The following is a 13466-nucleotide window of genomic DNA, read 5'->3' as shown; positions in this document are numbered from 1 at the left end:
TCGTCGGGTCCACCGGACACCCTCTTGATCACGTGGTCGGCCGGTCGTTCTTCGTCCTTTTGCGAATCCGCGCCTCGCTGCCAGACCTCCTTCGCTCCGCAACCAATTCAACGGAACCGGATGTGCCAATCATTTGCCTGGATCCTCTTGCTCGAAACATCAAAGTTGACTATCTTCGACAGCGGAGTTCAAAGGATGTGGTGTACGGAGTGTAATCATTGTATGGCAGGCTCGGTGGAGTGGGCGGTGACGTAGAGCGACCACCGCGAGATCCTCGCGAGAAATCCGCGAAAGCGACTCGAGGCGGAAGGTATGCGGCGGCCTATGTCCGACTGTGGCTGTGCCGAGAGGTTCGGTAAGAACTGGGAGCGGACGGTTCGGATCTGCTGGGATCGATCGCGCGACGGTTTGCTGAGGCGCTAACGGGCGTTGAGGTGGACGGACTGCGCGGCAACGGAAGAGTGGGGAGGTGCCTCCGGACCGGCTGAACCTTCGGAATGGCGCTCGGTCGCGGAGCGGGAAGCGCAGGCTGGGTCCGGCGAGCTGGTGATCCCGAAGTCGCGGCCGGGCTCCTGTTCCCCGGAATGGATGCGAAACGGCGCTGCCGGGTCGAACACCTGCCGACTTCGGTGTATGCCGCCGAGAATTCCCGACCCGCTGGCCACGGTGTCGCGGAGCATCGTGACGAGGAAGAGTTCGGCCTGCTCGCGTTCACCGTCCATGCCGGGAGATCGGTCTTCGGACCCGCAGGAAGCGCTGAGCAGGGAGATCTGCCGACGCGCCGACGGCATCGGCACCTTCCCGAGTCGCAGCGCGATCATGTGATGCTCCGGCGCAGTGCCTGCCTTGCGGCGTGATGAATGGAGCAAGTCTGACCGGAGTCTTTCCAGGAAACTTCCGCCGAATTCTGCCTGTCGAGAAGTCCGTCGGCATATCCAAGATCACCGTGACCCCCGGTGGTTTCGCTGGACAAGCTGTTAACGGGCACCTGCCGGGTCGCAAACTCGGCGTGGTGCGGCTGTATGTGGCCATCTTCGACGAGCGTCGACCTCCAAAGAGGACGGGTTGACCATGGTGTACCTGGCGAGCGTCGTCTCGGACGTCCGGGCAGGGCCGGGTTTCCATCGCCGGCCGGATGATGTCGGCCGGCGCCCGGACCGGTGTTCCTTCGAGTTCCCGTTGGCCGGACGAATGGAGCGGCCGTGCTGGTCGTTGCTTCACTTTTACATCCGCGGTTCATGGTAGGCCTGGCGGAAGATCCGGCCTCCATCCTGGCGTTTACGGGGATCGCATTCAGCAAAAGTTCGTTCACTGTTGACGTCTGGCACGATCCGAGCGGTGCCGACGGTCTCGACGGCCTGTTGAAGGTGCCGCTTCCGCACTGAACTGGCGTGATATTCGCCCGGAACTGATCTCGCTCCACCAGTGAGCCGTCTCTCACTTCAAGGGGATCGATGAGAATCCGAGTAATGGTGTCAGATGAATTGTTACTGTCCCGAAGCGCGCTGACCGCGCTAATCGAGCAGCAGGAGGAGCTCCGGGTCGTCGGGGCTGTCGGCGGCGACACCGACGCGCTGGCGTTCGCGGAGACTCATCGGCCGGATATTGCGGTCATAAGCTTCGACGGCGCGGACAGCAGTGCCATCGGCGTTGCCGAAAAGATAGCGGGCCTGGCCGAGTGCCGGAGTCTGGTCCTGGCTGAGAGCTTCACCCGATCGATCATTCGCCAGGCTTTTTCTGGTGGGGTCGATGGTATGGTGAAGCGGAGCGTTTCGCCGAACCATTTCTTTGAAGCCCTGAACCGTGTCCATCAGGGTGAACGTGTCTTCGACGCAGAACTGACCGTCGCGGCCGTCGCAAACTCCGGCTGCCCGCTCACCGCACGCCAGATCTCGGTACTCGAGCGGCTCTCCTACGGAGACACGATTGTCGAGATCGCGACGCAGCTCCACCTCTCCGAGGGGACTGTGCGCAATTACCTGTCCTCCCTGGTGGCAAAACTGGGTGCCCGCAATCGAATCGACGCGCTGCGGATCGCGAGAGACGCGCGCTGGCTTTGATGGTCCTGCTCACCGGCTTTGCTCCACCTGTTGGGGATGGAAATGAACATGGAAGCAGTGACCGCCGATGTTATCGGTGATATCGCCATCGTGCTCGGAGCCTCGAGTCTGCTAGGTGCGTTCGCACGCCGTCTCGGACAGCCCACCGTGATTGGCCAGATTGCCGCAGGAATCATGCTCGGGCCGACCCTGCTCGGCAGGCTTCCCGGAGATCCAACGCACCGCCTCTTTACGGCTGAGGCGGTGCCCCTCATCTCGGTGATCGCCCAGATCGCCGTTGTGCTCTTCGTGTTTGGCGTGGGCTACGAAATCGACCTGCGGTCCGTCCGCAGGTACCGTCGGCCGGTCTCGCTGATTTCCGTCGGCGCGATGCTCGTCCCGTTGGCCCTCGGTTCGGGCATAGCCCTGGGAATGCAGCGCCTCAGCAGCTTCGACGGCCAGCACACCAACGGCCGTTCCTTCGTCCTCTTTTTTGGCGTCGCGACGTCGATCACGGCGCTCCCCGTCCTCGCGGCGATCGTCAGGGAACGTGGACTTGCCGGGACTCCCGTGGGCGATGTCGCGACGTCAGCCGCAGGGCTGATGGACGCGTCCGCCTGGCTCGTTCTCGCCGCCGCGCTCGCTGGTACCGATGCCGCCGGTAGTCGGCCCTGGCCTGCGACGATGGCACTACTCACGGGTTTCGTCGCGCTGATGATGCTGGCGGTGCGCCCGGTGCTGATGTGGTGGACGCGGCGTCCAGGCGCCGTGCTGTCCAGTCAGGTTTCGGTGGCACTCGTGCTCGCGGCGGGCGCGGCGTGGGCCACGGCTTCCCTCGGCCTGCACCCGATCTTCGGGGCCTTCGTCGCCGGGCTCGTCATGCCCAGGCCGGCGGGCGCTCCGGACGCCGACGTGCTGCGTTCGATGGAACAGGCCGGGGGACCGTTGCTTCCGTTGTTCTTCGTGGTTACCGGGCTGAGCATCAACATTGGTGCGCTGAATGCTTCCGACGCGGTCCTGCTTGCAGTGACCGTCGTGTGCGGGATTCTCGGAAAGGTCGTCGTAGGTTTCGCGATGGCGTGTTTGGGCGGTCTCGACCGCCGGCAGTCGGCCGTGATCGGCGCGCTGGTGAACACCCGGGGCCTGACCGAACTCATCGTACTGAACGTGGGATTGGGCGCGGGAATCATCGGCGGGCGGTTGTTCACGGTCCTCGTCCTCATGGCCTTGGTCACGACCGCCATGACCGGGCCGCTCGTCACCGCGATCGACCGCAGACGGACGCTGCTGACGCCGCCGTCCGGCCAGGAGCTCGTACTGGCCACTGGAGCGCAGAACTATTCCTGACATCTCTCATACGCAATCGCGTGCATTCGTCGGGCACCTCTGCGCCCCGGTCCCTGTGAGACGGCGAGAAGTGATGGAGAAACTGGTCGAACGAGATTCCGAAGAGAAGATACTGGCGCAGGTCTACAGCGAGTGTGCGCCGGGTCGCAGCGGGCTGGTCGCCATCGGCGGCCCGTTGGCAAGCGGCAAGACTGCCCTGTTGGGTTCCTTCGCCCGGGATGCCGCCGACGCGGGCGTGACGGTCCTGGAGGCTGCGGCGTCGAGTTTTGAGCGTCATCAGCCGCTCGGCGTCATAGATCAGCTCCTCCGCGGGCGCTGGCTCTTCTCGGACGGTCTGGATCTCGAGGTGCGTGCGCTGACGAAGAGCGTCGGTGAGACGGGAGCGCACAGTGAGATCTCGTCGCCGATCCTCGGCCGGCTGTTCGGTGCCTTCCGGCATCTGGCCGGAAGCGGTCAGGTGGTCATCTGCATTGACGACGCTCATTTCATGGACGTCGAGTCGCTGCAGTACCTGCTGGCACTCATGCGTCGAATGGGCAACGGGCAGCTTTCGATCGTTCTCACGTACTGTCCGGACATGGGCCGGGACAGCATCCAGCGGATCCTCCAGGCCGAGATCCTCAGGATGCCGAACTGCACTCAGCTGGACCTCCAGCCGCTCTCGGAGACGGGAGTCGCGACGGTACTCGAGGAGCATTTCAACCTGGAGGTCGCGGGCCGGATCGCGGCCGAATGCAGAATTCTCAGCGGCGGCCGACCGCTACTGGTGCACGCGCTGGCCGAGGACTATCTGGACAGGACCTCGGAGGTGGTGGCGCAGCGGCGGCCGGTGGCCGGCCGGGCCTTCGGCAACGCCGTGCTGAGTTGTCTGTACCGGGCTGAGCCCGTCGTGCTCGAAATCGCGCAGGCCATCGCCACGCTGGGGGAGTTCCGATCGGCGGCCGTCGTCGCGGGCTTCTGTGGGATGGACTCGGAATCCGTCGGCCGGATCGCCGAGTCACCCGGCATCGGTGGTCTGCTGTCGCATGAGCTGCTCGGACAGGTGAGCGTCCGGGAGGCCGTTCTCGGCAGCATCCCGCAGGAGCAGCGCCACGCCATGCGCACGCGGGCGGTCCGCCTGCTGCACGACAAGTCGGCCCCGGCCCTCGTGACGGCCGAACACCTGATGCGTATCAACGAAGCGGTCTCCTGGGCGAAGCAGGTGCTGTGTGAGGCCGCCGACCAGGCTCTGGCCGCCGGCGACCCCGAGGCAGCCATCAGCTACCTGGAGAGAGCGCATCGTGAGTGCGCGGACGGGCAGGAGCGGATCGACACTGCCGTGCAGCTCGTTGACGTCATGTGGCGGTACGACCCCACCGCGGTGAAGGGCTACCTCCCTGACCTGGTCGCGGCCGCCGAGCACGGCGAGCTCTCCGACCGGCAGTCGGTCGCTGTCATCCGAAGCCTGCTCTGGGACGGCCAGGTGGTGCAGGCGACACGGGTGATGGCGCGCCTCGGTGACGACTCCTGCGCGGAGGTCGGTGAGGGCGCCGCCGCCTACGCCGAACAGCTGCGGCTGTGGCTCCCGCTCACGTACCCGGGAATCGCGCCTGCCTGGCGGCCCGAGGACGTGGCCCGGCCGGATGGCGGCCTCAGCGCTCCCGAAGATCGGGCTGCGGCTGCACTCGGGGCCGTGCTTCGGGGCGCTGACGTGGAAGGAGCCGCTCCCGCCGCGGAACTCGTCCTGCGAGAGGCCTTGGCCGGGGCGGCGAACCCGGCACCATCACTCGCCGCACTCATGGTCCTGATCTACTCCGACAATCTCGACAAGGCGTCGGTGTGGTGCGATGCCCTTCTCGCCTCGATGCGGGAGACGTACGGGATCGTGTGGAACGCCATGCTCACCTCGGCGCGGGCGGAGATCCACTACCGGCTCGGTGATCTGGTAAACGCAGAGCGGCAGGCGTACGCCGCGCTCGAGCTGTTGCCCCGCGAGAGCTGGGGAGCGGCCATCGTCGTCCCGCTCTCACTCCTCATCCTCACCGCCACGGCGATGGGAAACCTGGAAAAGGCCGAAGACCATCTTGACTTTCCCGTTCCCAGCGCCGCCTTCGGAACCCTGGGGGGAGTGGCCTACCTCGATGCCCGGGGCCGTCTCCATCTCGCGCGCGGTCGCCACAGCGCCGCTCTCCAGGACTCGCTGGCGGCCGGACACCTGATGAAGCTCTGGGGGGTGGACTGTCCGTCCGCAGTGTCGTGGCGTACGAACGCCGCCCATGCGTATCTGCACAAGGGTCTCCCGGCACAGGCCAGGGAGCTTCTGACGGAACAACTGTCGATGCTTCCCACGAGCCACCTGCGCACCCGAGCCCTGGCCTACCGGGCCCTGGCGACCACCCTCCGCCTGGACGAGCGCCCGCCGGTGCTGCTGAAAGCGGTGAACATCCTCGTCCGCTGCGGCGACTCACTGAACCTGGCGTACACGCTCGCCGACCTGGGACGCGCCTACGACGCGCTGGGCGACTCCGTCCAGGCTCGCCGCCACACCCACAGAGCAAGGACACTGGCGGACCGATGCGCCGCGCCACTCCCGCCGGAACCACCGGCGGCGGTGGCCGAGGAGGCGGCGGGGACGGACCCCCTCGGCGAGGCTGATCCGCCCGGTTGCCGGCTCAGCTCGGCGGAGCGGCGAGTAGCGACACTTGCCGCCCGAGGCTCCACGAACGAGCAGATCGCGCGCAAGCTCTTCATCACGGTCAGCACCGTCGAACAACACCTCACCCGCGCCTACCGAAAGCTGGGCATTCGCCGTCGCACTCAACTATCCGCGTGTCTGTCGGAACATGTCCCGTGATCACAGCCGCGCCCATGAGCTGCTCGGTGACGGCGTTCCGTGATCTGCGCGCACCTGACCGCTGGCGGGTAAGGCTCGTGGGGCGACGCCGAACGGCGGGTCAGCGGCCGCGGGGGCGGGGGGCGACGCGGCGGGTTGGTGGGGCTGTGGTCGGGTCGTCGGGCCAGGGGTGGCGGGGGTAGCGGCCGCGTAGCTCCGCGCGGACCTGCGGGTAGCCCGTGCGCCAGAAGGACGCCAGGTCGCTCGTCACTGCCACCGGGCGGCCCGCCGGCGACAGCAGGTGGAGGACCAGGGGCGCGCGGCCGTCGGCGACGGCGGGTAGCCGTCCCCAGCCGAACACCTCGGCGATCTTCACGGCCAGCACGGGGCCGGGCGCGCCGCTGGTACCGCTGTAGTCGAGGCGCACCCGGGAGCCACTGGGCACCGCGACCCGCTCGGGTGCCAGCTCGTCGAGGCGGGCGGCCTGTGGCCAGGGCAGTAGCCGGCGCAGCGCGTGGCCGGCGTCGATGCGTCCGAGGTCGGCGCGGCGTCGCACGCCGTCGAGGTCCGGCCCGAGCCAGCCCGGGGCGGAGTCCAGCAGGGCGGCGTCGGTGACGTCGGGCCAGGGAGCGCCGAACAGCCGGTGGCAGAACGAGAGCCGGTCGCGCAGGGCGAGTGCGTCGGCGCTCCAGCGCAGCACGGACAGGCCCGCGTCGCGCAGCCCGTTGAGCACCGCGGCCCGCAGCAGCGACGGGTCGGGCCTGGTCACCGGGCGTTCGGCGAGGACGATCGCGCCGAGGCGCTCGAGCCGGCGGGCGACGAGGTTGCCGTCGGCCCAGGCGACCTCGTCCTCGGTGCGCAGCAGCGCCGCGCCCGCCTCCCGCGCGGTGGCCGCGTCGAGGGTGACGGCCAGGCGCACCCGGGCGGACGTCCGGCCGGGCCCGCGGTCGGCGACGGCGATGGCGAGCCATTCCACCCCGGTCAACGCCGAGCCCGTGGCGAGCTCGGCACCGGTCCCGCCGGCCATCAGGTAGTTCGAGCTGCCGGGTTCGCGGACCCGCGCGAGCCGCTCGGGGAAGGCGAGGCCGACCACCAGCCCCGCCGCGAGATCGTCGGATATCCCGCCGGTTTCCCGCGCGGCGGGCCCCGCGAGCCCTACGGGGCCGGCAGGCAGAGCGGGTTCCCGCGGCCCGACGCGTTTTCCTGGCCCGGCGGTTGCGGCTTCCGTGGCCGAGCGCAGCCGGTTGGCCTCCTCCCGCCAGCGGGCGGTCGCGGCGCGGTCGTGGTCGTTGCGCAGGCGGCGCCATGCGGCGACGAGGTCATCGGAGGGGCCGCCCGCCGGCCCGTCCCCGGAGAGCATCGCCACGACCTCCGCCGCGCGGCGGGCGCCGACGGCCCGGGTGCCGTCGAGCAGCGCCCGCGCGAGCCGCGGATGTGCCCCGACCTGGGCGATCGAGCGTCCCCGCGGGGTGATCCGGCCGGTCTCGTCGACGGCGCCGAGGGCCCGCAGCAGGACCCCGGCGGCCTCCATCGCGCCAGCGGGAGGGTCGCTGGGCAGCGGCAGTCCCACGCCACCAGGGTGGCCCCAGACCGCCAGTTCCAGGGCGAAGGCGGTGAGATCGGCGACGGCGATCTCCGGTTCCGGCTGGGCGGGCAGCCGGTCGTGCTCGGCGGCGGACCAGCAGCGGTACACCCGGCCCGGCGCCTCCCGGCCCGCTCGGCCCGCGCGCTGGCCGGCGGACGACCGCGACACCCGCACGGTGACCAGCGAGCCCAGTCCGCGGGCGTGGTCCATCCGGGGGGAGCGGGCCAGGCCGGCGTCGACGACGACCCGCACGCCGGGCACCGTGAGGCTGCTCTCCGCGACCGCGGAGGCCAGCACGACCCGGCGGCGTGGGCCGGCGCGCAGCACCGCGTCCTGCGCCCCGCCGGTCTGGCGGCCGTGCAGGGTGAGCACGTCGACGACGTCCCGGTGCCCGGCGAGCCGGCCCGCGACGGCGGCGATCTCACCTGCTCCGGGCAGGAAGACGAGCACATCCCCGGAGGTCTCCCGCAGCGCGCGCCCGACGGTCACGGCGACGTGATCGAGCAGCCTCGGGTCGACCCGCAGACCGTGCGCCGGGGTGATAACCCCTGGTGGGGGCGCCCAGACCACCTCGACGTCGTACATCGAGGCGTCCGTCCCGATGACCGGCGCGGGTTCGCCGGGCGCGCCGAGCATCGCGGCGAGTCGCCGGGTGTCGGCTGTCGCGGAGGCGGCGAGCAGGAGCAGGTCGGGGCGCAGCGCGGCACGGGCGTCGAGCAGGAACGCGAGCGCCAGGTCGGCGTCCAGGTGCCGCTCGTGGCACTCGTCGAGGATGACCGCGTCGGTGCCAGGCAGCTCGGGGTCGCGTTGCAGCCGCCGGACGAGCACTCCCGTCGTGACCACCTCGACCCTGGTGAACGGCCCGACCCTGCGCTCGCCGCGGATCGTGTAGCCGACCGCACCACCGACGGCACCGGCACCGCCGCGACCCGCGCCATCCGCGCGAGCCCCGGCACCGCCCGCCAGGCCACCGCCGGCGAGACTGGCCATCCGCCGCGCGGCAGCGCGCACGGCGATCCGCCGCGGCTCGACGACCAGCACCCGGCCGGGGACCTGGTCGGCGAGCGCGAGCGGGACGAGCGTCGTCTTGCCCGTGCCAGGCGGAGCCACCAGCACGGCGGCCCCGCCCGACCCGTGCTGGTCGCGGGCGGTCAGCGCGGCGACGAGCGCGGGCAGGGCGGCCCGGACGGGCAGGTCCGCCCCGGCGACCGTGAGGTCGGGCAACATGCGCCCAGTCTCCTCGGCTCAACGCGGCGCGGGGCGGCGCGGCCCCGGGCTGTGGACAGACCGCATGGCGACCGATCCACCTGTGGACAAGTGCTCCCTGCGGCATGATTTCCGGACCGCGGCCGTCGCAGCTGCCCGATGATGTGAGTATTCGCGTTCAGGCCGCCCCGGGGGCTGAGGGGAAGACTGGCTCTCATGCCCACCTCGCAGCCGACAAGGACGCCGGCCTCCACCCGTGCGTGAGCTTTCCATGGCGGGGCCGCCGTACTTCTGATCGAGGCCGTGCCGGTCGCGGTCGCCGGATTGCTCGGGCAGGATGACTACCAGGGCGTCCCGCGGTCGGAACTCGACTGCGCGGTCCGGCCGCTCGACATTCCACCCCGGTGGATGACGATTGCACGCTTCGATCCGAACGGGAATCAGGCTGCGCTCGAGTCCCTCCGGATCGGCTCGCCGGACGGCCATCCACTCCGCCGTGCCACAGGTCGAGCGGAAGTACGCGTCGGAGAGTACTGCGACCGTGTGCCGGGCACGTGTGATGCCGTTCTGCATTCCGACGGTCCAGTTCATGCCGAGTACGAAGGACCATGCTTGGACCAGAACGTTGTAGCCGGCCTTCTGGATGCGTCTTCAGGGCGCGGGCGCTGGTGCTGGTGCCGTCCTCCAGTAGTTGTGCGTCGTTGATCTGGGCAGGAGGACGAAAGTGGTCTGCGGGTTTGTGCGCGCCCCGTCAACGGGGGCGGTCGGTGCCCCTGGTGAACAGGGCGATGCACAGGACGAGCAGGGGCCCGCAGACCAGCAGCCCGGCTTCGGGACCGACCAGGGTCCACAGGCCGCCGGCGGTGATGGTCGCGATGACCCGGCCGGCGCTCTGTAGGCCGGAGAGTGCGCCGAACACGGCCCGGTGCGTTTCCGGCGGGGTGAGTCGGCCGGCGCCGGTGTACTCGGCGGCGTCGACCGCCCCTGCGGCCGCACCGGCGAGCAGGAAGCACACGACCATCGCGATCACGTCACCCTTGCCGGCGAAGGAGAAACCGGCGTACGCGCCGAGTAGGAAGGCCGCGCCAGCCGCGATCACCCGGCCGCTACCGAACCGGTCCGCGAGCCGGCCGCCGAACACCGCCGCGGCGGCCGAGGACAGGTGGAACAGGCCGTAGAGCAGGGCCACCGCCTGGAGCTGGCTGAGCCGTCCGGTGCCGTCGGGTAGCAGCTTGCTCGCGCGCAGCAGCAGGAGCACCGCCGCGATGTTGGACGCCTCGTAGCAGGTGATGCCGAGCGCGAGCCGGCGCAGCGGCGGCTCGCGCAGCAGCGCGAGGCCGGGCCGGGTCTGGGGCGGCGCGTCGTGGTCGAGCGCGTCCCGGCCGGTGAGCGTGCCGTACGCACTCACCGCGACCGCGGCGACCACCGGGACCAGCGCGAGCAGGAGCACCGTCCGCACCTCGAAAAAGGCGAGTAGCAGCGCCGCCGCGAGCGCGCCGAAGGCGGCACCGAGGGCCCCCACCGACCGTTCGAGGCCGAGCCGGGCGCCGAGGCCGGCCGGCGCCGAGGTCGAGCTCGCCTGGTCCAGCAGCGGCGGGGTTCCCAGCCCGCGGGCCACCCATGACCCGGATCGGCACGCCCCCGCCTGCCACACCGCGTTGCTGCCGGCGAGGAACGCGGCGGCCAGGGCCAGCCCGGCGTTCCCGGCGACAGTCAACGGCCCGCGCAGCCCTGGCCGGCGGTCGACCAGCTTCGTCGCGCCGGTGCGGGCAGCGGTGCCGCCGGCGCGTCCCGCCGCCTCGATGCCGGCGAGCGCGATCGGCGCGGCCCCCAGCGTTCCGGCGATGAACGGGGCGAGCACCGCCGTCGTGCTCTCCAGCCCGACCGCGGCGAACAGTGCTGGCAGTCGCGCGCGCACGAGCGAGGCCGGCCGTTCGGCGGCCGGGCGCGCTGTTGTGGGGGACACGGGAGACCCGTCATCTGCGCGGCCTCGCGGCACGGCGGGCGGCGAAACCGACACGCCGGGATCGTACGGTGCTTTCCATCATCACAGGGCGGGACCTGCGAATTCGAGCCCTCGCGAGGTCGCCGGGGTCCGCTTGCGGCGGCGCCGAGCCTCGGATCGGTCGCACGGTCGCTCTATACGGACAAATCGGGCGGGAAGCCGTACAGAGGAACCACGGTGGTTCGGTTGAAGCGCCGACATCGGATGAAACGGGCAGGCTGGACCGTTGCGATCCGTGACCGCGCTACTCGGCGGTGTCCCAGCCGGTCAGGACGGTGGTCGGGTCGGTGAAGGTGGCGAAGTCGGTCGTCGCCCGGAAGGCGGGCAGCCGGTAGAGGGCGCGGGCGTAGGACCACAGGTGCGGGTAGTCCGACAGCGGCGGCAGGCTCGTCAGGTCGCCGCGGCGGCCGCGGTAGCGGACCAGGGAGACCCACAGGCGCACGTCGGCTTCGGTCAGCTGCCCGCCCACCAGGTATGGGGTGTCGGCGAGGCGGGCGTCGAGTGTCGCGAACGCGTCGAGCAGCGCCGCGCGGGCGGTGCCGTCCTGCGCCGCCCGGTGCGCCGCGCGGTTCACCGCGGGGCCGATCCAGGAATCGAGTTCGGCGATCTCGCCGCGCAGGTGCTCGGGGTAGGTGTCGGCGCCGTTCGACCAACGGCCGAACTGGGTGGCCAGGTCGATCCCCAGGCTGGTGAAGTCGTTCGACACGACCTTGCCGGTCTGGCGGTCCCACAACGTGGGCACGGAGACGTGGCCGTCGAAGCCCGGCTCGGTCAGTTCGTACGCGTCACGCAGCAGGGTGAAGCCGTTGACCGGGTCCGGGCCGTGGGTCTCGCGGAACGCCCAGCCGCGGGCATCCCGACTGCCGTCGACATACGAGACGCTGATGACGTCCTCGAGGCCGTGGAGGGCGCGCTCGATGGTCACGCGGTGGGCCCACGGGCAGAACCAGCCGGAGTAGATGTGGTAACGACCCGGCTCGGCCGGAAATCCACTCGACCCGTCCGCGGTGAGCCGGCCGGTGAAGCGGTACAGCGGCCGGGTGTCCGCGGGGTCCCGCCGGATCGTGTACTCGCCGTGCGCCGCCACATCGGTCGGGCTGGCATACGCCGGAGTGGTGGTTGGTGAAACGGCAGCATGGGACATGAGAAACCTCCGAACGGCAGAATCCGAGATTAACCCCGGCCTCCGACGATCGCAATCTGTACTGGTCTGGCCGGACATGGTTCTGACCTGATTCTGTAACATTGTTGGGTAACATTCTCGCCGCCAGCTGGCACCGCCGAATTGGCGCCTGCCCTTTCGGCGAGATGTTTCGTCCGCGATCAGGCGTCGGGGCGGGTCCCGTAACGGGTGCGCGTGAGCGCGACCGCGGTGCGCGCCGCTCGCTCGAAGGGTTCGAGGTCGCCGGCGGCTCGGCACAGGACGTGTGCACCCTCCAGCAGCATGATCAGCGTGGTGGCCAGCTCACCTGCCTCGGCGGGCGGGAGGCCTGGGGATTCCAGCCGTTCGGCCAGGATCTGGCCCCACGAGGCGAAGATGTCAGCGGCGGTGCGCCGCAGGTCGGTGTCGCCGGAGCCAGGCTCACTGGCGCCGACGGTGATTGCGGCGACCGCGCAGCCGCTGCCGGTCGTCGAGGCGGCGAGGACCGGCCGGATCGCGTCGAGGAACGCGGTGACCACGGTGACCGGGTCGGCGGCGGGCAGGGTGGCGAGGGCGGCGCGCACCTCGTCCCCGTTGCGTGCGGCGGCCTCGGCGATGAGCTGGGTCTTGCCGCCGGGGAAGTGGTGGTAGATCGCGCCGCGGGCGGCGCCGCTGTCCTGAAGGACGTCGGTGAAGGACATGCCGGCGACACCGTGGCGCTGCAACGCGCTGATCGCGGCGTCGACCATGCGGCTGCGGGTATCGGCCACCGCCGGGCTCCTCTCCCTTGACTAGTACGACCATCCTAGTGCAGCATTCTCGCTAGTACGTACGTCCTACTCGTCTCAAGGAGTCCGCTCATGCCCATCACCGTCACCGCTCCGCAGGGGGAACTCACCGAAGCCGGCAGGCGCGAGATCCTGCCGCGACTGACGACGGCCCTGGTCGAGGCCAGCGGCGCCGCGAGCAACCCCTTCCTGACCGGCATCATCGGCGGCACCGTCCAGGTCCTGGACCCGGCGGACATCTACGCCGGCGGCCGCCGCAGCCGGTTGGTCATGGTCGAGCTCAAGCTGCCGAACATCGGCCTGCCCGAGCCCGCCGGCCGCGCCGCGTTCATCGCCGCGGCGACCGACATCGTCGACGCGCTCACCGTGGACGACCACGGCCGGGCGGACACCTGGGTCAACATCCTCAACGCCCCCGACGGCGGCTGGGGCCTCGGTGGCGTCGCCTACACCGGCGAGGCGCTCGTCGCCGCGGTCATCGACGCCGCGCGGACGGCGGGAGAGGAGTCGGTGGCCCAGGACGTCGTGGCGGCCGACGCCTGA

At 70.3% G+C, this 13466-nt stretch carries 11 protein-coding genes; 5 read left to right on the top strand and 6 right to left on the bottom strand.

The window, feature by feature from the left end; all coding sequences use genetic code 11:
• Nucleotides 1-419 precede the first annotated feature (419 nt).
• Complete coding sequence (locus MXD60_RS02270; protein WP_248817165.1) at nucleotides 420-821, bottom strand: hypothetical protein; 402 nt, start codon at nucleotides 819-821, stop codon at nucleotides 420-422.
• Nucleotides 822-1202: 381 nt separating this feature from the next.
• Here MXD60_RS02270 and MXD60_RS02265 point away from each other — a divergent pair, with 381 nt between their 5' ends.
• The 4 genes from MXD60_RS02265 (at nucleotide 1203) to MXD60_RS02250 (ending at nucleotide 6219) form a co-directional block, all read left to right on the top strand.
• Nucleotides 1203-1385 (top strand): hypothetical protein, encoded by a 183-nt coding sequence (locus MXD60_RS02265; RefSeq protein ID WP_248817163.1) that lies wholly within the window; start codon nucleotides 1203-1205, stop codon nucleotides 1383-1385.
• A gap of 84 nt (nucleotides 1386-1469) precedes the next feature.
• Entirely contained in the window at nucleotides 1470-2060 is a 591-nt protein-coding gene (locus MXD60_RS02260) for a response regulator transcription factor (RefSeq protein WP_248817161.1), read from the top strand.
• A gap of 42 nt (nucleotides 2061-2102) precedes the next feature.
• Complete coding sequence (locus tag MXD60_RS02255) at nucleotides 2103-3386, top strand: cation:proton antiporter (protein WP_248817159.1); 1284 nt, start codon at nucleotides 2103-2105, stop codon at nucleotides 3384-3386.
• Between the two features lie 73 nt (nucleotides 3387-3459).
• The gene (locus MXD60_RS02250) at nucleotides 3460-6219 is read left to right on the top strand and encodes a helix-turn-helix transcriptional regulator (protein WP_248817157.1); all 2760 of its coding nucleotides are present in this window, start codon (nucleotides 3460-3462) and stop codon (nucleotides 6217-6219) included.
• 100 nt (nucleotides 6220-6319) lie between these two features.
• On the opposite strand, the gene hrpB is transcribed toward MXD60_RS02250, so the two are convergent.
• From hrpB to MXD60_RS02230, 5 genes are all read right to left on the bottom strand, one after another.
• Nucleotides 6320-9010, bottom strand: a complete 2691-nt coding sequence (hrpB, locus tag MXD60_RS02245) for an ATP-dependent helicase HrpB (RefSeq protein WP_248817155.1) — start codon at nucleotides 9008-9010, stop codon at nucleotides 6320-6322.
• An 18-nt stretch (nucleotides 9011-9028) separates the two neighbouring features.
• Nucleotides 9029-9580: a toll/interleukin-1 receptor domain-containing protein gene (locus MXD60_RS29650; RefSeq protein WP_368861162.1), complete on the bottom strand. Its 552-nt coding sequence runs from the start codon at nucleotides 9578-9580 to the stop codon at nucleotides 9029-9031.
• 160 nt (nucleotides 9581-9740) lie between these two features.
• Nucleotides 9741-10955, bottom strand: coding sequence for an MFS transporter (locus tag MXD60_RS02240; RefSeq protein WP_248817153.1), 1215 nt, complete (start codon nucleotides 10953-10955; stop codon nucleotides 9741-9743).
• A 283-nt stretch (nucleotides 10956-11238) separates the two neighbouring features.
• Nucleotides 11239-12138 (bottom strand): glutathione S-transferase C-terminal domain-containing protein, encoded by a 900-nt coding sequence (locus tag MXD60_RS02235; RefSeq protein WP_248817151.1) that lies wholly within the window; start codon nucleotides 12136-12138, stop codon nucleotides 11239-11241.
• A 179-nt stretch (nucleotides 12139-12317) separates the two neighbouring features.
• Complete coding sequence (locus MXD60_RS02230; RefSeq protein ID WP_248817149.1) at nucleotides 12318-12905, bottom strand: TetR/AcrR family transcriptional regulator; 588 nt, start codon at nucleotides 12903-12905, stop codon at nucleotides 12318-12320.
• Nucleotides 12906-12995: 90 nt separating this feature from the next.
• Between MXD60_RS02230 and MXD60_RS02225 the strand changes: the two genes are divergently transcribed.
• The gene (locus MXD60_RS02225) at nucleotides 12996-13466 is read left to right on the top strand and encodes a hypothetical protein (protein ID WP_248817147.1); all 471 of its coding nucleotides are present in this window, start codon (nucleotides 12996-12998) and stop codon (nucleotides 13464-13466) included.

Source organism: Frankia sp. AgB32 (assembly GCF_023243045.1).
Taxonomy (GTDB): Bacteria; Actinomycetota; Actinomycetes; order Frankiales; family Frankiaceae; genus Frankia.
This window is presented reverse-complemented; position numbering and strand designations above follow the sequence as displayed.

Coding starts and splice junctions, on each gene's coding strand:
- MXD60_RS29650 (WP_368861162.1), bottom strand. CDS start 9,580: ATGAACTGGACCGTCGGAATGCAGAACGGCATCACACGTGCCCGGCAC.
- MXD60_RS02225 (WP_248817147.1), top strand. CDS start 12,996: ATGCCCATCACCGTCACCGCTCCGCAGGGGGAACTCACCGAAGCCGGC.
- hrpB (WP_248817155.1), bottom strand. CDS start 9,010: ATGTTGCCCGACCTCACGGTCGCCGGGGCGGACCTGCCCGTCCGGGCC.
- MXD60_RS02250 (WP_248817157.1), top strand. CDS start 3,460: ATGGAGAAACTGGTCGAACGAGATTCCGAAGAGAAGATACTGGCGCAG.
- MXD60_RS02260 (WP_248817161.1), top strand. CDS start 1,470: ATGGTGTCAGATGAATTGTTACTGTCCCGAAGCGCGCTGACCGCGCTA.
- MXD60_RS02235 (WP_248817151.1), bottom strand. CDS start 12,138: ATGTCCCATGCTGCCGTTTCACCAACCACCACTCCGGCGTATGCCAGC.
- MXD60_RS02270 (WP_248817165.1), bottom strand. CDS start 821: ATGATCGCGCTGCGACTCGGGAAGGTGCCGATGCCGTCGGCGCGTCGG.
- MXD60_RS02255 (WP_248817159.1), top strand. CDS start 2,103: ATGAACATGGAAGCAGTGACCGCCGATGTTATCGGTGATATCGCCATC.